Here is a 24,311-nt window from a genome sequence, read left to right as displayed (position 1 = left end):
CCCGACGCGACCGGGCGGCACGGTATCCGATGTGAAATCCCCGCGCTATCTGGAGATCGCCGATCAGCTCGCCGCCGAGCTGGCCGACTGCCGGCCCGGCACCCGGGTCGCCAGCGAGCACGACATCTCGGTCCGGTTCGGGGTCGGCCGCGCGGCATCCCGATCGGCCTTGCAGGAACTGGAACGCCGCTTGGTCGTGCGGCGGGTGCAGGGCGCGGGCACCTTCGTCAACCGCCGCATCGACTACGTCATCGCCCAGGACCGGCAGCCGTCGTTCACCGCCACCGTCCGCGCGGCGGGCGCGACACCCCGGGTGCAGGTCCGGGTGACCGAGCGGATGCCGCTACCGGCGGACCTGGCCCCGCTGCTGGAGCTCCCGCCCGGCGCCCCGATCCACCACGTGATCCGGGTCGGCTTCATCGACGACGTCCCCTCCGGCTGGTCCCAGGAGTGGATCCCGGTGGAGGTCACCGCCGACCTCGGCCCGGCCCTGCGCGCGACGGAATCACTGGAACTGGTGCTGCGTCAACTGGGCCGGGTCCAACCGGTCCGCTCCTGGTGCCGCGTCGGCCTGGACGTCCCGCCACCCGAGGTGCCGGTCGGACTCGGCACCGACCACGGAATCCCGTTGTGGCACATCGAAAGTCTCAGCCGCGACGCCGACACCACCCGCCCCCTGCTGTACAGCGAGACCTGGCACCGCACCGACTGCCTACGCGTGGTGGTCGAACTCGGCGCCCCCGGCGCGCCCCCGCACCCGTGAATTCCGTTCGGCCCGATACCCTGGTCGGTACCCGTCACCTCCGCCGCCGGGGCGATACCGTCGATGGTGTCGGTGGCGCTGGCGGCCGTCCCGGAGTATCTGTTGATCGACCCACGCGACGGGGTGTGTCTCCGGTTGCGCGAGCCACTGCTCGCCGCGCGCGACTGGCGATTGAAGGCCGACTTCGCATTCGGCGACCGCATCGACCTGTTGTGTTGTCCCGGTACACCTTTGGATACCTCCCGGTTCCCGGCCTACCGCTGAACCGCCTCGCGGCGTGGGCTGCGAGGCGGTTCGACGTCAGGAACCGGAGACCGCGCTCAGTGCCCGGTCCAGGATCTCCAGGGCCGTGGTGACCTCGGCGGCCGTCACGGTCAGCGGGGGTACCAGGTGGATGCGGTTGGCGTTGATCATCGGGAGCAGGCCGCCGGAGCGGCAGGCCGCGGTGATCCGGGCGATGGTGGCGGCGTCCAGGGGTTCGCGGGTGGCCGGGTCGGCGACCAGTTCCACCGCCCAGAAGGCGCCCACGCCGCGGACCTCGCCGATCCACGGGTGCCGCTCCGCGAGCCGGGCCAGGCCCGGTCCGAAGACCTCCTTGCCCAGGGCCTCGGCGTGTTCGACGACCCGGTCGTCCTCCATCGCGCCGATCGCGGCGACCGCCGCCGCACATCCCAGCGGATGACCGGAGTAGGTCAGGCCGCCGGGATACACCGTGGTGGCGAAGGTGCGGTGGATCGGATCGCTGATCGCGACCCCGCCCAGCGGCACGTAACCGGAGTTGACGCCCTTGGCGAAGGTGAGCAGGTCCGGGACGATCGGGCCGTGCTCCACGGCGAACCACTTGCCGGTGCGGCCGAAGCCGGCCATCACCTCGTCGGCGATGTAGACGATGCCGTACCGATCGCACAGCTCCCGCACACCCCGCAGATAGCCCGGCGGGGGCACCATGATGCCCGCTGTCCCGGGCACCGACTCCAGGATGATCGCCGCGATGGTGTGCGGGCCCTCCAGCTCGATCACCCGTTCCAGATGTTCGAGCGCCCGCCGGCTCTCCTCCGCCTCGGTGGTCGCGGCGAAGGCGCTGCGATAGCTGTACGGGCCGAAGAAGTGCACCACACCCTGGGACGCCTGGTCGTTGGCCCAGCGCCGCCAGTCGCCGGTCACGTTCACCGTCAACTGGGTGCCGCCGTGGTACGAGCGGTAGCGCGAGAGCACCTTCGGCCGGCCGGTGTGCAGCCGGGCCATCCGGATCGCGTGCTCGTTGGCGTCGGCGCCGCCGTTGGTGAAGAAGATCCGGTCCAGACCCTCGGGGGTGTGCGAGGCGATCAGCCGCGCGGCCTCGGACCGGGTGCCGTTCACGTAACCGGGCGCCACCGTCGCCAGCACGCCGGCCTGTTCCTGGATCGCCCGCACGATCCGCGGATGCTGGTGACCGAGATTGGTGAACACCAGCTGCGAGGTGAAGTCCAGCAGCTTGGCGTCGTTCTCGTCCCAGATGTAGGAACCCTCGGCCTTGGTGACCACCATCTGGCTGCGGTTGTCCTGGGCCAGCCAGGAGTGGAACACGTGCTTGCGATCGAGGTCGCAGGCGCGCGCGGCGTCCTTGGTCAGGGTTTCGAAATCGGTGCGGGCGGGGTCAGTCATTGCGGGGGAATCCCAGGTTCAGGCCGCCCTCGGGGCGGTTGGACGGATCGATCCAGCGGGTCGTGACCACCTTGGCACGGGTGAAGAAGTGCACACCCTCCGGACCGTAGGCGTGCGAGTCGCCGAACAGCGACGACTTCCAGCCACCGAACGAGTAGTAGCCGACCGGCACCGGGATCGGGACGTTGACGCCGATCATGCCGACCTGGACGTCCTGTTCGAAGCGCCGGGCCGCACCACCGTCGTTGGTGAAGATCGCGGTGCCGTTACCGTACTTGTTGGCGTTGATCAGTGCCACCGCCTCGTCGTAGCTGCTCGCGCGGACCACCGACAGCACCGGTCCGAAGATCTCCTCGGTGTAGACCTCCATGTCCGGGGTGACGTTGTCGAACAGGGTCGGGCCCAGCCAGAAGCCGTCGGCGCCGCCGCGGGCCTGCACGTCGCGGCCGTCGACGACGACCTTGGCGCCGGCCTTCTCGCCGGATTCGATGAAGCCCGCCACCTTGTCCCGGTGCGCGCGGGTGACCAGCGGGCCCATGTCCGCTTCCTTCTCCGCGTACCCCTTGGCGCCGTCGCCGACGACGACGCGGCCGGTGCGCTCGGCGATCTTGGCGACCAGCTCGTCACCGATCGGGTCGACCGCGACCAGCACCGACACCGCCATGCAGCGCTCGCCGGCGGAGCCGTAGCCGGCGTTGACCGCGGCGTCGGCGGCCAGGTCCAGATCGGCGTCGGGCAGCACCACCATGTGGTTCTTGGCGCCCCCGAGGGCCTGCACCCGCTTGCCGTTGCGCGCGGCGTTCTCGTACACGTACTGCGCGATCGGGGTGGACCCCACGAAGCTGATCGCCTTGATGTCCGGGCTGGTCAGCAGCGCGTCGACGGCGGTCTTGTCACCCTGCAACACGTTGAACACGCCGTCGGGCAGGCCCGCGGCCTTCCACAGCCCCGCCAGCCACAGCGCGGCCGAGGGATCCTTCTCCGACGGCTTGAGCACCACCGCGTTGCCCGCGGCCAGCGCGATCGGGAAGAACCACATCGGCACCATGGCCGGGAAGTTGAACGGGCTGATGATGCCGACCACGCCCAGCGGCTCCCGGCGCGAATGCACGTCGTGCCCGGTGGAGACGTTCGGCGACTGCCCGCCCTTGAGCAGATGCGCGATACCGGTGGCGAATTCGACGACCTCCAGGCCGCGGGCGATCTCGCCGAGCGCGTCGGAGTGCACCTTGCCGTGCTCGGCGGTGATGAGCTGCGCCAACTCGTCCTTGCGGGCGTTGAGCAACTCGCGGAAGGCGAACAGGATCTGGGTGCGGCGGGCCAGTGAGGTGCCCGCCCAGCCCGCGCTCGCCCGGACGGCGGCGTCGATGACGGTCTTCGCGTCGGCCTCGTTCGCCAGCGCGACCCGTCCGCTCACCGCGCCGGTGGCCGGATTGGTGACATCGGCCCAGTTGTCGGCGGTTCCGGTGAACGCGGCGCCATCCACCCAGTGGACGATCGGATTGCTCATGTCGGGCTCTCTTCGCTAGTCGCGAGACACGTCGCGGGGACGGTCCTACCGCCTCGATTGTCGCCCGCGGCGGGCCGGGAGGCGAGGTACAGACTGTAGGATCGGACCGCGTTGTTCCGACAGTATGTAGCCGGGGTGCTCGATTGCTCACAATTCGCGACGTCCTCCGCATGCCGGTGCTGCGGGCCGGTGGCGCCGTCCTGGTCGGCGGCCGGTCCGGCGCCGACGGCCAGGTCCGTTGGGTGCACGCCACCGAACTGGCCGATGTCGCACCGCTGTTGCGCGCCGGTGACCTGGTCCTCACTACCGGTATCGCGTTACCCGAGAGCGCCGACGGGCTGGACGAGTTCGTCGCCAGTCTGGTGGCCCGCGGCGTCGCCGGGCTGGTGGTCGAACTGGGCCGGCGCTGGACGGCGGTGCCGCGCGCGCTGGTGTCGGCCTGTGACGCCCGCGGGCTGCCGCTGATCGCGCTGGCCCGGGAGACCAGTTTCGCCGCGGTGACCCAATCCGTCGGCGAGCGCATCGTGGAGCAGCAGCTGGAGGAGTTGCGCGAGGCGCAGCGGGTGCACGACACCTTCACCGAACTCGGCATCGCCGAGGCGGGCCCGGCGCAGATCCTGGACGCGGTGCAGCAGTTGTCCGGGGCCGCGGTGGTGCTGGAGGACGAACAGCACCGGGTGGTCGACTACCGCTCCGGCAGCGCCGACATCGCGGAATTCCTGGTCAACTGGCAGGCCCGCTCCCGGGCGGTGGAGACGACCAGCCGCACGCTGTGGCACGAGGCCGGCGGCTGGCTGGTCACCCGGCTGGGCCGTCGCGACCGCGGCTGGGGCCGGCTGGTGTTGCAGGTGCCGGGCCCGCCGTCGCAACGGCTGATCGCGATGATCGAGCGGGCCGCCGCCGCGCTGGCCATGTACCGGCTGCACGACCAGAATCGCAGCGGCCTGGTCCGCCGCACCCACCACGAACTGCTGCTGGCCCTGCTGACCGACCCGGACGCCCCCGATCTGGCGCAGCGCTGCGAGGTGCTGGGCCTGGAGGTGTCCGGGCGGGTGTTCGTCGGCGTGACCGTGCGCCCGGTGCTGCCGATGGACCGCCCCGGCGGCCCGCCCTCGTCGCTGGCCGACGATGTCATCGCCGCGGTCGTGCGCGCCGCGCACGAGTTGGCGGTGCCGGTCCTGATCGCCACGGTGGAGGGGGAGATCCGGGCGCTGCTGTCGATCGCCGGATCGGCCGACGCCCGGTCGGCGGTCGACGAACTCGCCGACCGGGTGGCCCGGCGGCATCCGGTGGTGCTGGGCGTCGGCCGGACGGTGACGCAGATCAATCTGGCCGACCGGACCCTGAAGGAGGCCCGGCATGTGGCCGAATCGGTGCCGCAGGAGTCCTCCGGCCGGGTGGTGCACCGCATCGACGACGTCCACGTCCGCGGCCTGCTGACCGTCCTCGGCGACGACGAGCGGTTGAGCCTGTTCGTCGATCGTGAGCTGCGCCCGTTGCGCGAATACGACCGTCGCTACGCCGGGGACCTGATGGCGGCCCTGCGCGCGCTGCTGCGTTTCCCGGGCAACAAATCCGAGGCCGCCGCCGCCCTCGGCCTGTCCCGGCCCGCGTTCTACGACCGGCTGGCGAAGATCTCCGCACTGCTCGGGGTGGATCTGGACGATCCCGATATCCGGGTGTCCCTGCATCTGGCCGTGATAGCCGATGAGATGCTGCCCGGTCACAATCGCGTTGCGAATCCGGGCGATCAGCACTAGTTGACAGAGGCAAGCCGTTGTCACGGAACGGTTTCCGGCGTTGCCGCCGCTCGTGTCGTCGTGTTGTCTGGAGACCTGCCGATCTTCGTACGGCAGTGCCGGAACGACAGCGAACGCTCGGAGAGGTCGATGCGATGACGACGCCGGTTGCCGGGTCCGAGGCCCGGCGAATCATCGAGACCGCCGCCGCGTTCTGCGGTGCGGTGGTGGCGAGCATGTCGCTGATGGTCCCGCTGGATCCCCGCATGATGGGCAACACCTCGGCCCTCGAGTTCAGCCTCACGGTGCTGAACGTGCCCCGCTCGGCCGCGGCCGGCGCGATGCTGGCCGTGGTGGCGGCGGTCTACGCGGTGGTCTTCGGCGCGAGGGTGGCGTGGAGTGCGTCCTTCGCCAGTGCCGCGGTGCTGCTGATCGGCGCGGCCGCGGTGCAGGGTTCGGTCAGCAGTGGTTCGCTGGCGATGCTCAGCTTCATCGAATGCATCATGGGCGGCATCCTGATCGGCGCCCTGGCGGCGGCGACCCTGCGGCGGCCCGGCCTGAGCACCGCGTACACCATCGGCATCCTGTCCGGAATCGTCATCGGCGATCAGATCCAGCCGCCGGGGCCGACGGAGCTGGAGTCGCCGTGGCACTGGCTGCTCACCGGCGCGCCGCCGCTGTGGTTGTCGGTGGCGGCGGTCCTGCTGATCGGAGCCGGTCTGTACTGGCATCGCAATCAGGCCCCGATCGTGTCCGAGAGCACCGTGATCAGCGGCATCCCGCTGGTGCCGATCCTGGCCGGCGCGCTGATGCTCAGCGTCATCACGGTCACCTCGGAATGGACCGCCCGCTACGACCTGGGCGCGCCCGGCCTGGTGGCCGCGATCGTGGTGCCGGTCGCGGCCGCGGTGGTGGCGGCGCTGCTGTTGCCGGGGCAGGACGGCACCCTGATGGTGCTGGCCACCGCGATCGCGGCGGCGGGCAGTGCGGTGGTGGCCGTGCCCCATCCGCTCTGGGTCGCGCCGCTGGCCATCCCGACCGTCGCGGCCGGCTTCCTGATCGGGCGGCGCCGGTCGGCGCCACTGGTGGCGGCCGTGCTGGCCACCGCGCTGGCGCTGTTCGCCACACTCACCTGCGGTATCGCGCACACCTATCTGGTGCTGCCGGTGATCGGTTGTCTCGCAACGGCATTCGTTCTCGGCTACGGCTTCGGCGCAGCATTGCCGCACACCGTCTCGGGCATGGTGCTGGGCATCGTGACCGTGGTGGCGCCCGGCATGATCGTGGCCCTGCGGGGCCGGGAGAACGGCACGGTCGGCTACTCGCTGAACTGGTATCGCGATCCGAACCGGACCGAAGGGCTGTTGCCGCCGATCACGGCCATCGCGGTCACCCTCGCCGGCCTGCTCGGCATCCTGCTGGTCCGGCATCTGCGGCCGATCGCCGTGGGGCATGTCCGGCGGCTGCCGGGCCGGGCACCGGGCGGCAAGTTCGCCTGAGGCGATACCGCCTCGCGCCCTGTGTCGATACCGCCTCGCGCCCTGTGTCGATACCGCGTCGCGCCCTGTGTTGATACCGCCTCAGGCGCCGCGCCGGTACAGCGCGGCCGCCGCGGCCTCCGGGGCCTGCCGCAGGCTGTCGCGCTCGCGGGCGAGCAGCCTTCCGACGTGCCGGTGGATGCCGAGTACGCTCGCAGCGCTGGCCTCGGCGATCAGCGCGCGAGCGGTCGCGTCGTGCGCGGAGTCGGGGTGGTACAGCGTGCCGCGGGTGAAGGTGGTGTGCCCGGCGTCGTCCTCGACCAGCCGGTAGCGCAGGCCGACGCCGAGGGTCTCCTCCACCAGCAGGGAATCCCTGCCGTAATCCTGTTCGACGCAGCGCCACACCAGATGGTGTTCGGTGCCGTCGTCGAGCTGCCCGAATTCGTAGACGATGTCGCCGACCCGATACGGCCGCTGGGTCACCCCGGCGATGCCGTGACTCGACACGTGCCACTCCGGCCAGAACCGGGCCTGGGTCACGAGGTCGAACACGGCGTAGGCCGGGGCGTCGAAGGTGACGGTATTGCAGTCGCCGACGATCCAGGTGTCGTAATCGGGCATGGGTTACCGGGGACCGGCCTTGTACCCGACGCCGCGGACGGTGACGACGATCTCCGGGTTGTCCGGATCCTTCTCCAGCTTGGCGCGCAGTCGCTGCACGTGCACGTTGACCAGCCGGGTATCGGCCGAATGCCGGTAGCCCCAGACCTGCTCCAGCAGCATCTCGCGGGTGAACACCTGATTCGGCTTGCGGGCCAGGGTGACCAGCAGATCGAATTCGATCGGGGTCAGCGAGATCATCCGCTCACCGCGGACCACCTTGTGCGCGGGCACATCGATGTCCACGTCGCCGATGGACAGCTGCTCGATCGGCTCGTCGGTGGCGCGGCGCAGGCGGGCGCGGACGCGGGCGATGAGCTCCTTCGGCTTGAACGGCTTGGCGACGTAGTCGTCGGCGCCGGATTCCAGGCCGACCACCACGTCGATGGTGTCGGTCTTCGCGGTGAGCATCAGAATCGGCACATTGACCGATTCACCGCGCAGCGTGCGGCACACGTCCACACCGTTCATCCCCGGCAACATCAGATCCAGCAGCACCAGATCCGGCCGCAGATCGCGGACCGCGTCCAGCGCTTGGGCGCCGTTGTTGATGGCGTACGGTTCGTACCCCTGTTTGCCCAGCACGATGGTGAGCATTTCGGTGAGCGCCAGATCGTCGTCGACGATCAGGATCCGCGGTTTGACCTGACGGTCGCGATTCTGGACCGGCCCGGCATCGATCGCGGTGCGGATCTGCGGGCGGTGTGTGATGCGAATGCCGCCGCGATTCAGATCCTCGACGGGCCGCGGTTCGGTCGCGGTCCGCAGCATCACGTCGGGACCTGCCGGTTCGGCGGTCTCCGCGTACTTCGTGTAATCCGGTAGATACCTGGGCGTGCCGGGACGGATTTGTTGACTCACACCGACTCCATTCTGTCTGCCGCGCTCCGTATCGGTTTTTCCTCCCGTACCCGGACCGGCGGGGCAAATATGTCCTGGTCGTGACCGACGCTAGTTTCGTTACCCGAGTAAAGGCAACCTCCGGCGGTCCAAAATACGTCCGACGAGGCCATTTGATCCCGAGTCGTTACTCTAATTCGACAGAAATGATATTTCGGCGGATCAATTTCGCACCGATGGTACGGCAAACGATCGGCAAATCATGTATTCCCGGTAGCTTCGGTGTCGTGCGCGCGGTACGCGACGTCGTCGACACGGTCACCGTGTGGTCGGCGGCCGTGGTCGCCGGGCTGACGTTGACGATCCCACTGAAATCCGCCTGGATGGCCGACCGGCCGCTGCAGGTGGATCTCATGATCTTCGACGTGCCCCGGGCCACGGCCGCCGGTTCGTTCGCGGCGGTGATCGCGGTGGCGGTCACGGTCACCCTCGGCCACCCCGCTGGCCGGATCGGCGCGCTGATCGCGACGGTCGTGCTGCTGGTGGACCGGTTGCTGCTGCACGGCGCCGGCACCGAATCGCTGACCACGCTGAACTACCTGGACTCCATCTTCGGCGGCGTGCTGCTCGGTGCGATCGGCGCGGTCGGCTGGCGGCGGTACCGGACCGCGGCGGCCTATCTCTTCGGCGGGCTGCTCGGCGCCGAACTCGGCGATCTCGCCGAATCCCCGATCGACCGGTCCGGGATGTCGCCGACCGAGTTGGTGATGTTACAGGCGCCGTCGGTGCTCGCGGTGGCCGCGGTGGGCGCCCTGCTGGTGGCGGCGATCGTGACCCATCGCCACGATGTCGACTCCGTGAACAGCCCGCTCGGGCTCATCCCGAGCGGGCCGTTGCTGGCCGCGGTGATCGTGATTCCCGGGGTGCTGCTGACCTCGGAATGGCTGGTGCGCTCCGGCGATCGGAGCCCGGTGGTGGTCGCCGCCACCGGGCTGGTGGTGCTGGCGGCCGTGGCGGCGGCGCTGGTGCTGCCGGGTCGCGAGGGGATACCGCTGCTGCTCGCGGTGGCCTTCTCGGCCGCCGGTAGCGCGCTGGTCCTGGTGCCGCGGCCGGACTGGGCGCTGCCGGTGCCGATCGGCTGTCTCGCGCTCGGCCTGTATGCCGGGCATCGGCGGCCCTCGCCGGGGTGGGCCGCGATCGCGCTGGTCGCGCTCGGCCTGGCGGGCAGCGTCGGCGCGGTCATCGAGCCGCGCAGCTTCGTGATGCCGCTACTCGGCTGTGCCGCAGCCACATTCGCCGTCGGGTACGCGTTCGCCTCGGCTGCCCCGGTCTATCCGACCAGTATCGTGGTCGCGCTGGCGGTGCTGGTGGTGCCGTCGGCCGGAATGGCGATGCGGGGCCGGTATTTCGGCCGGCTGGCGTACTCGCCGTACTGGTACCGCTCCTCCGGTGTGGCGCAGCACTGGACCGCCGGAGTGGTCGCGGCGGCCGTGGCGGCGGGGTGCGGACTCGGTGTCGTGCTGGTGGATCGGCGCCGCGCCGCCCGGTCCGCTGGCCACCGTGCGGCACCGGCACTCGCGTCAGCACATCCGCCGCGGGACTTGATAGCAATATTCTGGCAAATTGTCGGTGGTGGCCGTAATGCCATCGGATTTCGGCCTCGGACAGAGGGTTTCGGACACGAATCCGCAGCGGTAACAGCGGGGTTTCACGATGGATAACGGAACGCATCGGCCCATGTACGACGAAGATGCCCGGTGTTAGGTTCAATACCGAAGCTCGTCGAATCCCATGAAAGGCAGCGCATCCGGCAGCACATCCGAGCCGGGTCGATCACCCGTGCGTTCGCACGGGCGCGCCCCCTCGACGTCACCGTGCACGGACCGACGACGGTCCGACGTCCCCATCCGCAATTCTTCTGCACGATCGGAGTCCCGGATGAACGATACAGACCTTTCCGTCGTCACCACGGCAGCGCTGCCGGTGAGTTCGGCGAACCGGGGCATGCGGTGGTCGTCCGATCGTCCGGACGCGCCGCGGTCATGAGCACCTCGAGAACGGTCGCGACCGTCGCGGCGCTGCTGGACGCGGTGGATCGCCGGTTCGAGGTGATCGAGGTGCTCGGCACCATCTGCGGGGTCCCCCGGATCACGCTGGCGCCCGGGGTGATGCTGACCGGGGGAGCGCTCTGCTTCGGCGGCAAGGGTGTGCGGCTGACCTGTGACAATGTGCTGGACGACATCTCGGTCGTGACACCGGTCGACGAGGTCGCGATCTACAACGACCTCGAGGTCGAGGATTTCGGCACGCTGTGGCTGCGGCAGGTGCACACCATCGGGCAGGTCTCGTTCACCGTGGGCGGCCGGGTGCGCACCGGACATCTGTGCATCGAGGGCCTGCACGTCGACGAGGCCGATGTCCGCGGCCGCAGCGACCGACCGTCCGGCTACGGGGTCGAGACGATCCAGGGCGCGTTCACGCTGTGGAATCGCAGCGCCGATCCGGAGGTGGTGGTCACCGCCGATCTGACCGATATCGGCGCGGGCACCGCCGAACATCCGATCCGCGGCTGCGGGGTACTGGTCTGCGGGGTACCCGGCGGCGGCACCCTGGGCGTGAAACGCTTGCGCACCGGTGAGATCCACGCGGACGGGCATATCCCGCCGGCCACCACCGATCTGATCGGCGGCGGCGTGCTGGTGCTGTCCGGCGCGCAGATCGGCCAGGTGGTGGCGGCCGGTCCGGTGACCACCTACGGGCACAACGATCTCGCCTTCGACAACTGGGGTGAGGTGGCGCAGTGGACCGTGCAGGGCCCGGCCGTCTCGAAAGGCACCGGCGGCAGCGGTTTTCGCAATCGCGGCGCGATCACCCGGCTGGAGTTCCGGGCGCCGCTGGAGACGTTCGGCCACCGCGCCAACGGATTCGACCTGGAGAGCGGCTCGGTGGGGGAGGCGCGGTTCACCACCATCGTCACCCACGGCGACGGCGCGGTCGGGGCCCGGATCGGCTGCCGGCTGCGGCGGCTGGAGATCACCGGGACGCTGTGCACGCACGGCGGTGAGGCGTTCGCCGGAAACTATCGGGAACCGTTGCCGCCGAAGGCGTTCGCGCTACGCGTCGATCCGGGCAGCGTCGTCGAGGCGGTGCTGATCGGTGGCGGGATCCACACCTGCGGAGACGGTCTGGCCTCGCTGCACGTCGACGGGACGATCGGCGGACTGCGGGTGGGCGGTGAGATCCGCGCCACCGGACGGGGATCGGACGCGGTGCGCTCCGAGGCGCACATCCCCGGTCTGGAGGAGATCACCCTCGTCGCGCGGGACGGCGCCGGACTGGTCCTCCAGCGCGAAACCCGGGCCGATGCGGCCGATCCGGCCGGGACCGTGGTGCCGGCCGCAGAACCGGTCGCCACCCGCGGCGGCGACGGTCTCGGCGGCGGTCGCCGCGGCCGTACCCCGTACACCCCGACGTCGACCGACACCGGCACCGGCACCGAGGATCCGTCGCTGCGGCAACCGGTCTGAGCCACCGGCCCGGCGGCGGTGTCGCCGGGCCGGTTACTTCGTGCGGCTCACTTCTTGCGGCCGACGCCGCCGACGACGCAGCGGCGGACGGGGGACAGTGGCGCCAGATGCGGTCCGGAGGGCCACCAGTCGTCCGCGGCGACCAGGCCCGGCGGCACCATCTCCAGATCGCCGAACATCGCCTCGATCTCGGGAAAGGTACGGAATCGGCCGCTACCCATCGGGCTGTGGATGAACTTGTCCTCCATTTGCTCGGCCAATTCGGTCAATTCGGGCTCCTCGGGATCGAAGAAATGGCAGATCGCCACGTAGGAGCCGGGCGCGAGCGCATCGATGTAGGTCTGCATCAACGCTGCCGAATCATCGCCGAGATAATGGTGCAGGGTGCCGATCTGGAACAGCGCGATCGGCGCGGTGAAATCCAGCTCGTCCCGGATGATCCGGTCGCCGAGCACCTCCAGCGGCTGGAAGATGTCGGCGGTGACGATCGAGGTATCCGGATTGTCCTCCAGCAACGCTCGCGCGTGGGCCAGCACCATCGGGTCGTTGTCGACGTAGACGACCCGCGCGGCCGGGGCGATACGCTGCACCACCTGGTGGGTGTTCTCCGCGGTCGGCAGGCCGGAGCCGAGATCGAGATATTGGCGGATTCCGGCCTTCTGCGCCAGGAATCTCGCCACCCGGATCAGGAAGTCGCGATTGGCGAGCGCCAATTCGGCCGCACCCGGCGCCACTTTCTTCACGTTCTCGAAGACCTGGCGGTCGATCTCGAAGTTGTCCTTACCTCCGAGGAAGGCATCGTAAACTCGCGCGATGCTGGCGCGCGAGATGTCCACTCCCACCGGGACGGCACTCGGATATGTGGCCGACGATTGCGATGACATCGGGAACTCCCCTGGCATCCTCTGTTCAGACATTGCTGTCAAGTCTCCCGCATCCCGGGCATTTTCGCGGAAGTACCGCCGACATTCCCACCCGCCGCGGGCCCGCGCCGCGGTCCGATCACCGATCGCGCGGGCGATCGGTTCGGAATCACGATCGGTACAACCCTGGTGCGCGGGCCCCGGCGCGGTGATGATGGATCGCTGTTTCCGGTAGGAGCGTTGATCGGGAGGACACTCATGGGTCGTGCGAGCATGGCGGCGTTCACCGGCGAGGTGCGCACCGGCGCCGCGATTCCCGAGCGCTATCGGGTGGATCGGTCCGGGTACGAGCCGGTCGGCGCGCCGGAGGTGCTGGTGTGCGCCGCCGACGTCGACGACGTGCGGCACGCGGTGACCTACGCCGCCGAGCGGGGATTGTCGGTCGTGGTGCGCGGCGCGGGGACCGGACTGGCCGGTGGGGCCTGCGCGGGGGCGGGCACGCTGGTGCTCGACGTCACCGGGCTGGATCGCATCCTGGAACTCGCTCCCGCGGACGAACTCGCGGTGGTGCAGCCGGGTGTGTCCGCGGCCGTACTCGACACCGCCGCAGCCGAATTCGGTCTCCGCTACGCCCCCGATCCGGCGAGCGCGGCGATCTCGACCATCGGCGGCAACATCGCCACCGCAGCAGGCGGATTGCGCTGCGTGAAGTACGGCGTCACCGCCGACGCGGTGCTGGGGCTGAGCGTGGTGCTCGCCGACGGGCAGCTGCTGCACACCGGCCGCCGCACCGTGAAAGGGGTTGCGGGCCTGGACCTCACCCGATTGTTCACCGGATCCGAGGGCACCCTCGGCGTGATCGTCGCCGCGACCGTCCGCTTGCAGCCCGTGCCGGTCGATACCGTCACCGTCGCAGCGAGTTTCGACAGCGTGACCGAGGCGGCGGCCGCCGCCTCGGCGGTGATCGCGGCCCGGGTCCGACCGGCGCTGCTGGAACTGCTGGACGAGGCGTCGCTGCGGGAGGCCCGGGATCTGCTCGGCATCGAGGAGCGGGCCGCGGGCGCCTTCGTGGTCGCGCAGGCCGACGGCTTCGGCGCCCGCGCGGAGGCCGACCTGATCGCGGATGCGTTCCGGCAGTTCACCTCCCGGGTCGAGGTCGGCGCCGACGCGGCCGCCGCCGACGAACTGCTGGCGGTCCGCCGGGCGGCGCTGCCCGCACTCGAACGGCACGGCCGGGTGCTGATCGAGGACATCGCGGTGCCGCGCTCGGCCATCGCGGCCGCGGTGCACCGGATCACCGCGATCGCGCAGCGGCACGCCGCCCGCATCCACACCTTCGGGCACGCCGGTGACGGCAACCTGCACCCGATCATCGTGGTACCGCCCGGCGATCCGGCGGCGCAGCAGCGCGCCACCGAGGCCGCCGACGAGATCTTCGCCACCGCACTGGAACTCGGCGGCACCATCACCGGCGAACACGGCGTCGGCGTGCTGAAGCGCCGCTGGCTGGAGCGTGAGCAGGGCCCGGCGGCGCTGGAGGTGCAGCGCTCGATCCGCCGGGCGCTCGACCCCGCCGGGCTGTTCAATCCCGGCAAGGTGGTGTGAATCTCGCGCTCAGTCGGTTCCGGCGCCGCCCGCGACCGGGCGGTCCGGCTCCGAACTCCACTGGGACCAGGAGCCGGGGAACAGGGCCGCATCGATGCCGAGGATGCGCAGGGCGGCCAGGTCGACGGCGGCGGTGACCCCCGAGCCGCAGTAGGCGCCGACCCGCTCGGCGCCCTCGGTCTCGGCGAAGAGGGTCTCCAATTCGCTTGTGGGCCGGAAGAATCCGCGTTCGTCGAGCACCGAGACGCTGGGTACGTTGCGGGCGCCGGGGATGTGGCCGGGCACCCGGTCCACCGGTTCGACCTCGCCGCGGTAGCGCTCGGGGGCGCGGGCGTCGAGCAGGACGCCGGTGGTCGCGAGGGCGGCGGCCTCGTCGGCGGTCAGCGTTTCCGCCGCGCCGGAATACAGGTCGTCGTGGGCGATGTCGATATCGCCGGGCCGCGGCTGGTCGGAGCCCGCGGCGACGGCGTGGCCGTCGGCGATCCAGCCCGCCAGGCCGCCGTCGAGGATGCGCACATCGGTCAGCCCGGCGGCGCGCAGCACCCACCAGGCGCGGGCGGAGCCGGCGCGATTCCAGTTGTCGTACACCACGATCGGGACGCCGGCCCGCAGGCCCGAGCGGCGGGCCGCCGCGCGCAGGTCCGCGCCGGACGGCAACGGGTGGCGGCCGCGGCCGGTCACCTCGTGGTCGGACAGCTCGGTCTCCAGATCCACGTAGACCGCGCCGGGAATGTGGCCCGCCGCGAACGCTTCCCGGCCGTCGGGGTGGTCCAGCTGCCAGCGCACGTCCAGCACGCCGGTCGGGGTCCCGCTGCCGAGTCGCTCGGCGAGTTCGGCGGCCGTGATGAGAGTGTCCGGGCGGGAAGGCATTACGCGACTCCTCGAAGCTGTCGGTCGGATGCGGAACGGTAGTGCGCCGCGATCGCCGCGACGGCGGTCGCCTCGATGCCGCTGCCCAGCCCGCGCCGGGCCACCAGCCGGACGTCGACCGCGCCCATCGCGGGCAGGCCGCGCACCTCGGCGACACCGTCGGGGATGGCGGTGTGGAAGGGTAGCAGGGCGATGCCGAGTCCGGCCCGCGCCGCGGCCAGCACCCCGTCCAGGCTGCCGGATTCGGCGGTCACCGACACCTCGAAGCCGATCTCGGTGAGCCGGTGCACCGCGCGCCGGCGCAGCCCGCAGGGCTCCTCGAAGGCCACCAGCGAGATCGGTCCCGGCGGCACGGGCAACTGCCAGCGCGGCCCGGCGACCCAGCGCAACTCCAGCGCGCCCACCTCGGTCCCCACCGGATCGCCGTTACCGCCCAGCACCACGGCCAGATCGAGGGCGCCCTTCAGCACCGCCTCGGTGAGCGCGGTGGACCGTTCGATCCGGAAATGCAGGTACACGTCCGGATAGGCGGCTCGCAGCACACCCAGCAGTTGCGGTAGCAGGCCGTCGGCGGCGTGTTCGGTCGAGCCGATGGTGATGCGGCGCGGGTCGGCGGGAGCGAATCGGGCCAGCACACTGTCGTGGGCCGCCAGCAGTTTCCGGGCCTCCACGACCAGGCGCTCACCGTCGGCGGTGAAGCGGGAGCCGCGGCCGTCCTTCTCCACGAGCGGGATCTTGAGCCGGCGCTCCAGCAGCCGGACGTGCTGGCTGACCGTCGGCTGGCTCAGGTGCAGGGCATCGGCGGCCCGCCGGAAACCGCCGGTATCGGCGATCGTCACCAACGTGCGCAGATGGGTGAGATCCAAAGGTTCCGGCATGGTCGAATTCTCGTCCGGACAGCGCGACGGAACACCCTTGTACTCAGTGAGATCCCAACCCGCCGATCGGACTCTCCGCTATCGGTTGCTATCGGTGAAACTTATCTATAGCGCTGATTCGAACTCTGTTTCCGCCTTCCCGGGCTCCATAACATTGCCTCCTGCATCGAGCGAGACACCGGAAGAGGACAGCCATGACCGTCGATCCCGCCCCGGCGGATGTGCCCGCCACCGCAGCCACGGAAGTGGAATTCATCAGCCTCACCCACACCAACCCCTCCACCGAGCTGAACCCGCTGCCGACCCGCGGGATCGACCTCGGCTTCGTGCGGCGCTACGTGCGGACCCTGGAGGACGCCGGCTTCGACGCCACCCTGCTGCCCTACGGTTCCAACAGCGCCGATTCGTTCGTCCTCGCCTCCGCGGTGGGTCAGCTGTCGGACCGGTTGAAGCCGATCGTCGCGGTACGCCCGAACACGGTGTTCCCGACCGTCGCCGCCCAGCAGCTGGCGACGCTGGACCAGCTCACCGAGGGTCGCGCGGTGGTGCACCTGATCTCCGGCGGCAACGACACCGAGCAGGCCCGTCAGGGCGACTACCTGTCGAAGACCGAACGGTATTCGCGCACCGGCGAATTCATCGACATCCTGCGCCGCTCCTGGACCGAGACCGCCCCGTTCTCGCATGCGGGGCAACACTATCGGTTCGACGGATTCGGTCCCGGCTTCCCGACCTACGCCGGGTCGATCCCGATCTCCCTCGGCGGCCAGTCCGACGCCGCCTTCGAGATCGGCGGCGGCAAGGCCGATATCTTCTCGTTCTGGGGAGAACCGCTGGCGGACATCAGGAGTCAGATCGAGCGGGTGCACGGCATCGCCGCCGCGGCCGGTCGGGCCGACCGCCCCCGGATCTGGGTGACCTTCCGCCCCATCATCGATCGCACCGACGATCTGGCCTGGGCCAAGGCGCAGGACTACGTCGAGCGGATCGCCCGCACCTTCGAGGCGGCCACCCACCGCCTGGGCTTCAAGGGCGACCCGCAGAACGTCGGCTCGCAACGGGCCCTGGAATTCGCCCGCCGCCAGGAGGTCTACGACCGCGCGCTGTGGACCCGCACCGCGGCCGCCACCAACGCCAACGGCGCCTCCACCGCGCTGGTCGGCAGCCCGGAGACGGTCGCCGCCGCCATCGTGGACTACATCGACCTCGGCGCGAGCCTGGTGTCGATCCGCGGCTACGACACCCTCAACGACGTGATCGACTACGGCCGTTACGTCTTGCCGCTGGTGCGGGAGGAACTGGCCCACCGCAGGGCCACCGGCCGCCGCGGCACCCTCCAGGCCGAACATCCCGGCGCGTTCGCGACGGCGGGGCAGGCGTGAGCACCGCCACCGAGCGCGCGACGCTGACCGTCCCCGATCTGTCCGCTGCCGCACTGGCCGCGCTGACCGCCGAAGTTGCCACTACCGCAAGGGAATACGACCGCAGTGCGGCGATCCCGGTGGCGGGGCTGGCGGCCGCGCACCGCGGTGGTTACCTGACCGCGACGGTGGCTGCTCGTTACGGCGGGCCCGCCGTCGATCCGGTCGGGGTGGCACGCATCCTGGTGGCGCTCGGCGAGGGTGATCCGTCGGTGGCGCTGATCGCGGCCAACAATCTCAACACCCACCAGACCCAGGCCGCGCACGGCACCTGGCCGGAGGACGTGTACGCCGAACTGGTGCGCCGCTCCGCCGCGGCGCCGACGCTGGTGAATGCCGTTCGCGCGGAACCGGAGCTGGGCGCCCCGGCCCGCGGCGGCTTGCCCGCCACCGTGGCTCGTCGTACCGCAGACGGCTGGATCCTCAACGGGCGCAAGACTTTCGCCACCGGCGGTGCCGCCCTGGCCTACCATGTGGTGTGGGCGGTGACCGACGAGAACCCGTACCGCGTGGGTCATCTGCTGGTACCGGCGGATGCGCCCGGCATCACCTGGCACGAAACCTGGGATCATCTGGGCCTGCGCGCCTCCAACACCCACGACGTCGAGTACGCCGACGTCCCGGTGCCTGCGGCGAATTTCGTCGAGATCCCGTTCACCGACGGCGTCTACCGGGATCCGGCGGTCGCGGCCGGGCCCACCTCGTTCGGGCATGCCGCGCTGTATGTCGGCGTCGCGCGGGCGGCCCGGACCGCGTTCGCCGATTTCGCGCGCAGCCGGGTACCGACCGCGCTCGGCCGCCCGATCGCTGAGACCGAGCGCATCCAGGCGGTCGCCGGGGAGATCGAGGCGCAGATCGTGCAGGGCGAAACCCTGCTCTACGGCACACTCGCCCTGCTCGCCGCCGGTGAACCCGCGGTGCCGCACCGCCTTTCGCTGATCAAGGCGCAGATCGCCCGCTCGGTGGTGACCGCGGTGCAGACCGCCGTCGCCGCGCTCGGCAATGCGGCCCTGACCCGGCACAACGACCTCGAACGGCACCTGCGCGACGTGCTGTGCGTGCGGGTGCATCCGCCGCAGGAGGACGCCGCCGTGCTCGCCGCCGGCCGCGCGGTACTTCGCCCCGCGCCCTGACCGCCCGCGTGCCGCCGGCGGCTTCCGCCGCCGATCGCCGGGGGTCGACCACCGTTCGGCACGCCCGTAGTTCCACCGCCACAACCTTTGTCGACGCACCCCGGGCCGCACCGCCCGCCGAATACGAGGAACTGCTTCCGCGATGAACACCAGCACCCCTGCCGCCCGCCGCCGGCGGATCGGACGACGAGCCGCACTCGCGGCCGCTGCCGCCCTGACCCTGCTGGCCGCCGCCTGCGGCAGCGGTGGGAATCAGGCCAGCGGGCCCACGGGCGAGGGTAAGGACCCCGTCCGCGGCGGCACCCTGAACATCGCCTTCTGGCCGGACAACACGGCTTTCCTGTGCATTGATCCGTTCCAGACCTATTGGATCGAACACCGTTCCCTGATCCGCAATTTCGCGGATTCGCTGACCGACCAGAATCCGGACACCGGCGAGATCGTGCCGTGGCTGGCGACGAAGTGGGAGATCAGCCCGGACGGCCTGGACTACACCTTCCACCTGCGTGACGGCGTCACCTTCGCCGACGGCGCCGCGCTGGACGCCGCGGCGGTGAAGACGAATTTCGACGCCTTCCAGGATCTGGTGCGCACCTCCGGCGGTACCACCTTCGGCGCGAGCTACATCGTGGGCCTGCAATCCACCACGGTGGTCGATCCGCGGACCGTGCGCTTCCACTTCGCGCAGCCGAATGCCTCCTTCCTGCAGGCGACCTCGACCACCAACCTGGCGCTGCTGTCGCCCGCGTCGTTCACGAAAACCCCCGAACAGCGGTGCAAGGGCGACATCGTCGGCTCCGGCCTGTTCACGCTGGACAAGTACGTGCCGGAGCAGAGCGTCACGCTCAGCCGCCGGACCGGCTACCGCTGGGGTTCGCCGCTGGGCAAGAACACCGGCGAGGCCTACCTGGACAAGATCCAGGTCAGCTACGTCGCCGAGGACAGCGTGCGGACCGGCAACCTGGTCAGCGGGCAGATCGACGTCGCCTGGCCGCGCAACCCGTTCAGCGTGGAGGACCGCAAGCTGATCACCTCCTCCGGCTCGTACCTGCGCTCGCGCCCGCTGCCCGGAGTCTCGTACGTGTTGTGGCCCAACGTCTCCGACGGGCACCCGCTCGCCGACGACCAGGTGCGGCAGGCGCTCTACCGCGCGGTGGACCTGAAGACCTACGCCGCCACCCTGTACGGCGCCGACTATCCGGTGGTCGCGGGTGACTTCGACAGCACCACACCGTATTTCACCGGCCAGGCGACCAAGCTGGCCTTCGATCCCGATGCGGCGGCGCGAATCCTGGACGCCGACGGCTGGAAGACCGCTCCGGGCGATCAGTACCGCAGCCGGGACGGCAGGCGACTGTCGGTGCAGTTGCTGCTGACCGCGCACGGCACCGGCGCCGACCTGTTCCAGGATCAGCTGCGCAGGGTGGGCATCGAGGTGCAGCAGAAGATCGTGACCGCCGCCGAACGCACCGCCGCCATCGCCAACGGGCAGTACGACCTGGTCGAGAACTACTTCACCCGTGCGGATCCCGGTGCGCTGCAATTCATCCTGAACGACCAGTTGGCCAACTCCAAGGCGCTGGCCCGGGCCATCCAGAAGCCGGACGTCGCGGCGAAGGTGCGGGATCTGCTGACCACGGCCGGCCAGGCCACCGACGAGGGCAAGCGCAAGCAGGCCTACACCGATCTCCAGAATCTGCTCATCGACAGCGGCGTCGGCCTGCCGCTGTTCGAGCGGGTGCAGTACGCCGGATTCCGCAACAAGGTCAACGGCTTCCGCTTCACCTCGGAGAGTTTCCTGACACTCAACGATGTCTGGATCCAGCCGTGATCCGGTACATCGCAGGCCGGGTGGCGCAGGCCGTGGTGGTGCTGTGGGCGGCGTTCACGGTCACCTTCGTGGTGCTGTATCTGCTGCCCAGCGACCCGGTCTCGATCCAGCTGGGCGCCGCGGGCATCGAACCGGATTCGCTGACACCCCAGCAACTGGCCACCGCCAAGGCCAGGTACGGGCTGGATCGTCCACTGCTGGAACAGTATTGGACGCTGCTCACCGGAATGTTGCACGGCAACTTCGGCACCTCGATCGCCAAGGGCACGCCGGTGGGGCACCTGATCGGCGAGCGCATCGGCGGGACGCTGGTGCTCAGCGCGATCGCCGGAGCGCTGGCGGTCCTGCTGGGCACCGGACTGGCCTATCTGGCGGCGTTCGTCCGGGTCCGCTGGCTGCACGTGCTGCTGGATCGGGTGCCCGCGCTCGGCGTCGCGATTCCCGGCTTCCTGGTCGGGCTGGTGCTCATCCAGTACTTCTCCTTCGATCTGGGCTGGCTGCCGTCCTCGGGCAGCGGCGGCTGGAAATACCTGGTGCTGCCGGTGATCACGATGGCGCTGCCGACGGCGGCGCAGCTGGCGCAGGTGCTCGGACGCAGTTTCGAGCAGACGCTGGGCGAGCAGTACATCGTGACCGCGCGCGCGAAGGGCTTGTCGCGCAGCGCGGTACAGCTGCGGCACGCGTTCCGCAATGCGGCGCTGCCCGCCCTCACCATCCTCGGCCTGCTGGTGGGCATCACGGTGACCAGCTCGATCGTGGTGGAGAACGTGTTCAACCGCAACGGGCTCGGCCGGCTGGCACAGGATGCGGTGCTGGCCAAGGACGTTCCGGTGGTGCAGGCCATCGTGGTGATCGCCGCGGGTGGATTCGTGCTGGTGAATCTGATCGTGGACCTGCTGTACCCACTGCTCGACCCGCGCATCACCCACACCGCGAGCACCGAGGTGAACTGATATGGCAACCGATCTCACGGCGGCCGTCGCCGCGCCCGTCCTGCCGGGGCCCGCCGGGACCGACCGGGCGGCGGCCCCGGCGGGCGGGCGGCGGCGGGTGCCGCCGCGGCTGCGCCGGCTCGCCCGGCGGCCGGGTTTCGTGGTGTCGGTCCTGCTGGTGCTGTTCGTGGTGGTGACGGCCTTCGCGCCGGGGCTGTTCACCTCGCGCGATCCGTATGCGACCGTGCCCGCGCAACGACTGCGGCCGCCGAGCGGGGCGCACCTGTTCGGCACCGACGACGTCGGCCGCGATCTGTGGACGCGCACCCTCTACGGCTCCGAACTCACCGTCAAGGCGGCGCTGATCGCGGTGGGTATCGCGCTGGTCGCGGGCCTGACCCTGGGCCTGATGTCCGGCTTCTTCGGCCGCTGGGCCGACACCGTGATCATGCGCGTGGTGGATGTGCAGCTGGCGATTCCGGGCCTGTTGTTCGCGCTGGTGATCGTGACCGCGCTGGGATTCGGGACCGTGCCGGTGGCGATCGCGGTGGGAGTGGCGAGCGTACCGGCCTTCGCGCGCACCACCCGCGCCGAGGTGCTGCGGGTCAGGACCCTGCCTTACGTGGAGGCGGCCCGCGCGGGCGGGGCCTCCTGGACCCGGGTACTGCTGCGGCACGTGCTGCCGAACTCCTGGGGCCCGGTGCTGTCGCTGGCCGTCCTCGATTTCGGTACCACCATCATCTACGTCGCGGCACTGAGCTTCCTGGGCTTCGGCGCCGCGCCGCCGCGCGCGGAGTGGGGGTCGCTGGTGGCCAACGGCCGCAACTTCCTGATCACCGCGCCCTGGGTGTCGCTGCTGCCCGGCGCCATGGTGGTGCTGACGGTGCTGGCGCTCAACCACATTGCCAAATCCCTTCAGGAGGCCCGGCGATGACCGTCATGAGTACCGCCGAAACCGGCTCGGCCACAGCGGAGATCGACACCGCCCCGGTCGTGGACATCACCGGCCTGTCGGCGGGATACCTGCGCGACGGCGACATCGTGCCCGCCGTGCACGACCTCACCCTGCGGGTGCGGCCCGGTGAGATCGTGGCCCTGGTGGGCGAATCCGGCTCCGGCAAGTCGACCACCGCGCACGCGATCATCGGCCTGCTGCCCGATACCGCACGCCTCACCGGCGGCTCGATCACCGTCGCGGGCACCGAGGTGGTCGGCGCGCCGGAGCGGGTGCTGCGGCGACTGCGGGGTTCCACCGTGGGCCTGGTGCCGCAGGATCCGATGGTCGGCCTCAACCCCACCCAGCGGATCGGGCAGCAGGTCGCGGAGGCGGTGCGGTTGCGCGGCGTGCGCGGCCCGGCGGTCGACGCCGAGGTGCTCGAACTGTTGCGCCGGGCCGGTCTGGACGATCCGGAGCACCGGCTGCACCGCTATCCGCACGAACTGTCCGGCGGTCAGCGGCAACGGGTGCTGATCGCGATCGCGCTGGCCGGGCGGCCGGCGCTGATCATCGCCGACGAACCGACCAGCGCCCTGGACGTCACCGTGCAGGCCCGCATCCTGGACCATCTGGAATCGCTGGTGCGCGACAGCGGCACCGCGCTGCTGATCATCACCCACGATCTGGCGGTGGCCGCCGACCGCGCCGACCGGGTGGTAGTGCTGCGCGACGGCCGGATCGTCGAAACCGGCACGCCCGCACAGATTCTCGTCGACAGCGCCGAGCGCGACCCGTACACCCGCCGGTTGATCGCCGCCTCCCCGGCGCTGGCGCACGGCGGTGACCCGGCGCCGTACCACCGCGACGCCGCCGAGCCGGGCGAATCCGCCCCGGTGATCCTCGAACTGCGCGGCGTACGCAAGGAGTTCCGTGCCTCGCGCGGCGGCCGTGGCCCGAACATCGTGGCGCTGGACGACATCTCGATGCGGGTCCCGCGCGGCCGGACACATGCGATCGTGGGGGAGTCCGGCTCCGGCAAGTCCACCGCGCTGCGCATCGCGATGGGCCTGACCGCCGCCACCGCGGGTTCGGTGCGCTTCGACGGCGTCGAGATCACCGGCCGGTCCTGGCGGGCGCTGCGCCCGTTGCGGCGGCGCTTCCAACTGGTGCAGCAGAACCCGTACGCCTCGCTCGACCCGCGATTCTCGGTGCGCGACAGCATCATCGAACCGCTGGTGTCGTTCCGGGCGGGCACCCGCGCGGAACGCCGCGCGCGCGCCGACGACCTGCTGGACCAAGTGGCGCTGCCGCGTTCGTTCGGCGACCGGTTGCCCGCCGAACTGTCCGGTGGACAGCGGCAGCGGGTCGCCATCGCTCGCGCGCTGGCCCTGCAACCGGATGTCGTGCTGCTGGACGAACCGGTCTCGGCGCTGGATGTGTCGGTGCAGGACCAGATCCTGACCCTGCTCGCCGATCTGCAAGAGCAACTGGGACTGACCTACCTGTTCGTCTCGCACGACCTCGCCGTCGTCGCGCGCATCGCCCACACCGTCTCGGTGCTCCGCGCCGGGCGGGTGGTCGAATCCGGCCCCACCGCAACAGTTTTCCGTGCACCCGTCGACGAATGGACGCGCCGGCTGCTGGCCGCGATCCCCGGCCGCCGGGCCGCCCGCCGCTGAG

Annotated in this window: 20 protein-coding genes; 13 read left to right on the top strand and 7 right to left on the bottom strand. The window is 70.5% G+C overall.

Going from position 1 to position 24,311, the window contains the following annotated elements; genetic code table 11:
- The first annotated feature begins 31 nt into the window (after positions 1–31).
- Positions 32–763: a GntR family transcriptional regulator gene (locus LBW94_RS26580; RefSeq protein ID WP_225054686.1), complete on the top strand. Its 732-nt coding sequence runs from the start codon at positions 32–34 to the stop codon at positions 761–763.
- Positions 764–826: 63 nt separating this feature from the next.
- The gene (locus tag LBW94_RS26575) at positions 827–1,027 is read left to right on the top strand and encodes a hypothetical protein (RefSeq protein ID WP_225054685.1); all 201 of its coding nucleotides are present in this window, start codon (positions 827–829) and stop codon (positions 1,025–1,027) included.
- Between the two features lie 36 nt (positions 1,028–1,063).
- Here the strand turns inward: LBW94_RS26575 and LBW94_RS26570 are convergent, their stop codons facing one another.
- Positions 1,064–2,407: an aspartate aminotransferase family protein gene (locus LBW94_RS26570; RefSeq protein WP_225054683.1), complete on the bottom strand. Its 1,344-nt coding sequence runs from the start codon at positions 2,405–2,407 to the stop codon at positions 1,064–1,066.
- Positions 2,400–3,917 carry a CoA-acylating methylmalonate-semialdehyde dehydrogenase gene (locus LBW94_RS26565; protein ID WP_225054682.1) on the bottom strand — a complete coding sequence of 506 codons (1,518 nt, stop codon included), beginning with the start codon at positions 3,915–3,917 and terminating at the stop codon, positions 2,400–2,402. Before LBW94_RS26565 ends, LBW94_RS26570 begins: the two co-directional genes overlap by 8 nt.
- A gap of 143 nt (positions 3,918–4,060) precedes the next feature.
- Between LBW94_RS26565 and LBW94_RS26560 the strand changes: the two genes are divergently transcribed.
- Both LBW94_RS26560 and LBW94_RS26555 read left to right on the top strand, forming a co-directional pair.
- Positions 4,061–5,677 carry a PucR family transcriptional regulator gene (locus LBW94_RS26560; protein ID WP_225054680.1) on the top strand — a complete coding sequence of 539 codons (1,617 nt, stop codon included), beginning with the start codon at positions 4,061–4,063 and terminating at the stop codon, positions 5,675–5,677.
- Positions 5,678–5,811: 134 nt separating this feature from the next.
- On the top strand, positions 5,812–7,155 hold the full coding sequence (locus LBW94_RS26555) for a hypothetical protein (protein WP_225054678.1): 1,344 nt from the start codon (positions 5,812–5,814) through the stop codon (positions 7,153–7,155).
- 81 nt (positions 7,156–7,236) lie between these two features.
- Here the strand turns inward: LBW94_RS26555 and LBW94_RS26550 are convergent, their stop codons facing one another.
- Together LBW94_RS26550 and mtrA are read right to left on the bottom strand one after the other, a co-directional pair.
- On the bottom strand, positions 7,237–7,755 hold the full coding sequence (locus tag LBW94_RS26550) for an SRPBCC family protein (protein ID WP_225054676.1): 519 nt from the start codon (positions 7,753–7,755) through the stop codon (positions 7,237–7,239).
- Positions 7,756–7,758: 3 nt separating this feature from the next.
- Complete coding sequence (gene mtrA, locus LBW94_RS26545; RefSeq protein ID WP_266272291.1) at positions 7,759–8,475, bottom strand: MtrAB system response regulator MtrA; 717 nt, start codon at positions 8,473–8,475, stop codon at positions 7,759–7,761.
- Positions 8,476–8,921: 446 nt separating this feature from the next.
- Between mtrA and LBW94_RS26540 the strand changes: the two genes are divergently transcribed.
- Both LBW94_RS26540 and LBW94_RS26535 read left to right on the top strand, forming a co-directional pair.
- Positions 8,922–10,355, top strand: a complete 1,434-nt coding sequence (locus LBW94_RS26540) for a hypothetical protein (RefSeq protein WP_225054674.1) — start codon at positions 8,922–8,924, stop codon at positions 10,353–10,355.
- Positions 10,356–10,676: 321 nt separating this feature from the next.
- Entirely contained in the window at positions 10,677–12,161 is a 1,485-nt protein-coding gene (locus tag LBW94_RS26535; protein ID WP_225054673.1) for a hypothetical protein, read from the top strand.
- Between the two features lie 47 nt (positions 12,162–12,208).
- On the opposite strand, the gene LBW94_RS26530 is transcribed toward LBW94_RS26535, so the two are convergent.
- Positions 12,209–13,045 (bottom strand): SAM-dependent methyltransferase, encoded by an 837-nt coding sequence (locus LBW94_RS26530; protein ID WP_225054671.1) that lies wholly within the window; start codon positions 13,043–13,045, stop codon positions 12,209–12,211.
- Between the two features lie 237 nt (positions 13,046–13,282).
- Here LBW94_RS26530 and LBW94_RS26525 point away from each other — a divergent pair, with 237 nt between their 5' ends.
- On the top strand, positions 13,283–14,629 hold the full coding sequence (locus LBW94_RS26525) for an FAD-binding oxidoreductase (protein ID WP_225054670.1): 1,347 nt from the start codon (positions 13,283–13,285) through the stop codon (positions 14,627–14,629).
- A gap of 9 nt (positions 14,630–14,638) precedes the next feature.
- On the opposite strand, the gene LBW94_RS26520 is transcribed toward LBW94_RS26525, so the two are convergent.
- On the bottom strand, positions 14,639–15,499 hold the full coding sequence (locus LBW94_RS26520) for a sulfurtransferase (protein ID WP_225054668.1): 861 nt from the start codon (positions 15,497–15,499) through the stop codon (positions 14,639–14,641).
- Positions 15,499–16,377, bottom strand: coding sequence for a LysR family transcriptional regulator (locus LBW94_RS26515; protein WP_225054667.1), 879 nt, complete (start codon positions 16,375–16,377; stop codon positions 15,499–15,501). Before LBW94_RS26515 ends, LBW94_RS26520 begins: the two co-directional genes overlap by 1 nt.
- Before the next feature lie 194 nt (positions 16,378–16,571).
- On the opposite strand from LBW94_RS26515, the gene LBW94_RS26510 reads away from it, so the two are divergent.
- From LBW94_RS26510 to LBW94_RS26485, 6 genes are all read left to right on the top strand, one after another.
- Entirely contained in the window at positions 16,572–17,759 is a 1,188-nt protein-coding gene (locus LBW94_RS26510) for an LLM class flavin-dependent oxidoreductase (protein WP_225054665.1), read from the top strand.
- Positions 17,756–18,931, top strand: a complete 1,176-nt coding sequence (locus LBW94_RS26505; RefSeq protein ID WP_225054664.1) for an acyl-CoA dehydrogenase family protein — start codon at positions 17,756–17,758, stop codon at positions 18,929–18,931. The genes LBW94_RS26510 and LBW94_RS26505 overlap by 4 nt, the downstream gene beginning before the upstream one ends.
- A 142-nt stretch (positions 18,932–19,073) precedes the next feature.
- The gene (locus LBW94_RS26500; RefSeq protein ID WP_225054662.1) at positions 19,074–20,762 is read left to right on the top strand and encodes an ABC transporter substrate-binding protein; all 1,689 of its coding nucleotides are present in this window, start codon (positions 19,074–19,076) and stop codon (positions 20,760–20,762) included.
- Positions 20,759–21,715 carry an ABC transporter permease gene (locus LBW94_RS26495; RefSeq protein WP_225054660.1) on the top strand — a complete coding sequence of 319 codons (957 nt, stop codon included), beginning with the start codon at positions 20,759–20,761 and terminating at the stop codon, positions 21,713–21,715. Before LBW94_RS26500 ends, LBW94_RS26495 begins: the two co-directional genes overlap by 4 nt.
- A 1-nt stretch (position 21,716) precedes the next feature.
- Entirely contained in the window at positions 21,717–22,628 is a 912-nt protein-coding gene (locus LBW94_RS26490; protein ID WP_225054659.1) for an ABC transporter permease, read from the top strand.
- On the top strand, positions 22,625–24,310 hold the full coding sequence (locus LBW94_RS26485) for a dipeptide ABC transporter ATP-binding protein (protein WP_225054657.1): 1,686 nt from the start codon (positions 22,625–22,627) through the stop codon (positions 24,308–24,310). The genes LBW94_RS26490 and LBW94_RS26485 overlap by 4 nt, the downstream gene beginning before the upstream one ends.
- Position 24,311: the final 1 nt, after the last annotated feature.

Source organism: Nocardia sp. alder85J (assembly GCF_020176955.2).
Taxonomy (GTDB): Bacteria; Actinomycetota; Actinomycetes; order Mycobacteriales; family Mycobacteriaceae; genus Nocardia.
This window is presented reverse-complemented; position numbering and strand designations above follow the sequence as displayed.

Excerpts from the sequence above, each read along its gene's own strand:
- LBW94_RS26575 (WP_225054685.1), top strand. The coding sequence starts at position 827 with ATGGTGTCGGTGGCGCTGGCGGCCGTCCCGGAGTATCTGTTGATCGAC.
- LBW94_RS26570 (WP_225054683.1), bottom strand. The coding sequence starts at position 2,407 with ATGACTGACCCCGCCCGCACCGATTTCGAAACCCTGACCAAGGACGCC.
- LBW94_RS26565 (WP_225054682.1), bottom strand. The coding sequence starts at position 3,917 with ATGAGCAATCCGATCGTCCACTGGGTGGATGGCGCCGCGTTCACCGGA.
- LBW94_RS26555 (WP_225054678.1), top strand. The coding sequence starts at position 5,812 with ATGACGACGCCGGTTGCCGGGTCCGAGGCCCGGCGAATCATCGAGACC.
- LBW94_RS26550 (WP_225054676.1), bottom strand. The coding sequence starts at position 7,755 with ATGCCCGATTACGACACCTGGATCGTCGGCGACTGCAATACCGTCACC.
- LBW94_RS26535 (WP_225054673.1), top strand. The coding sequence starts at position 10,677 with ATGAGCACCTCGAGAACGGTCGCGACCGTCGCGGCGCTGCTGGACGCG.
- LBW94_RS26530 (WP_225054671.1), bottom strand. The coding sequence starts at position 13,045 with ATGTCATCGCAATCGTCGGCCACATATCCGAGTGCCGTCCCGGTGGGA.
- LBW94_RS26525 (WP_225054670.1), top strand. The coding sequence starts at position 13,283 with ATGGGTCGTGCGAGCATGGCGGCGTTCACCGGCGAGGTGCGCACCGGC.
- LBW94_RS26520 (WP_225054668.1), bottom strand. The coding sequence starts at position 15,499 with ATGCCTTCCCGCCCGGACACTCTCATCACGGCCGCCGAACTCGCCGAG.
- LBW94_RS26515 (WP_225054667.1), bottom strand. The coding sequence starts at position 16,377 with ATGCCGGAACCTTTGGATCTCACCCATCTGCGCACGTTGGTGACGATC.
- LBW94_RS26510 (WP_225054665.1), top strand. The coding sequence starts at position 16,572 with ATGACCGTCGATCCCGCCCCGGCGGATGTGCCCGCCACCGCAGCCACG.
- LBW94_RS26500 (WP_225054662.1), top strand. The coding sequence starts at position 19,074 with ATGAACACCAGCACCCCTGCCGCCCGCCGCCGGCGGATCGGACGACGA.
- LBW94_RS26490 (WP_225054659.1), top strand. The coding sequence starts at position 21,717 with ATGGCAACCGATCTCACGGCGGCCGTCGCCGCGCCCGTCCTGCCGGGG.
- LBW94_RS26485 (WP_225054657.1), top strand. The coding sequence starts at position 22,625 with ATGACCGTCATGAGTACCGCCGAAACCGGCTCGGCCACAGCGGAGATC.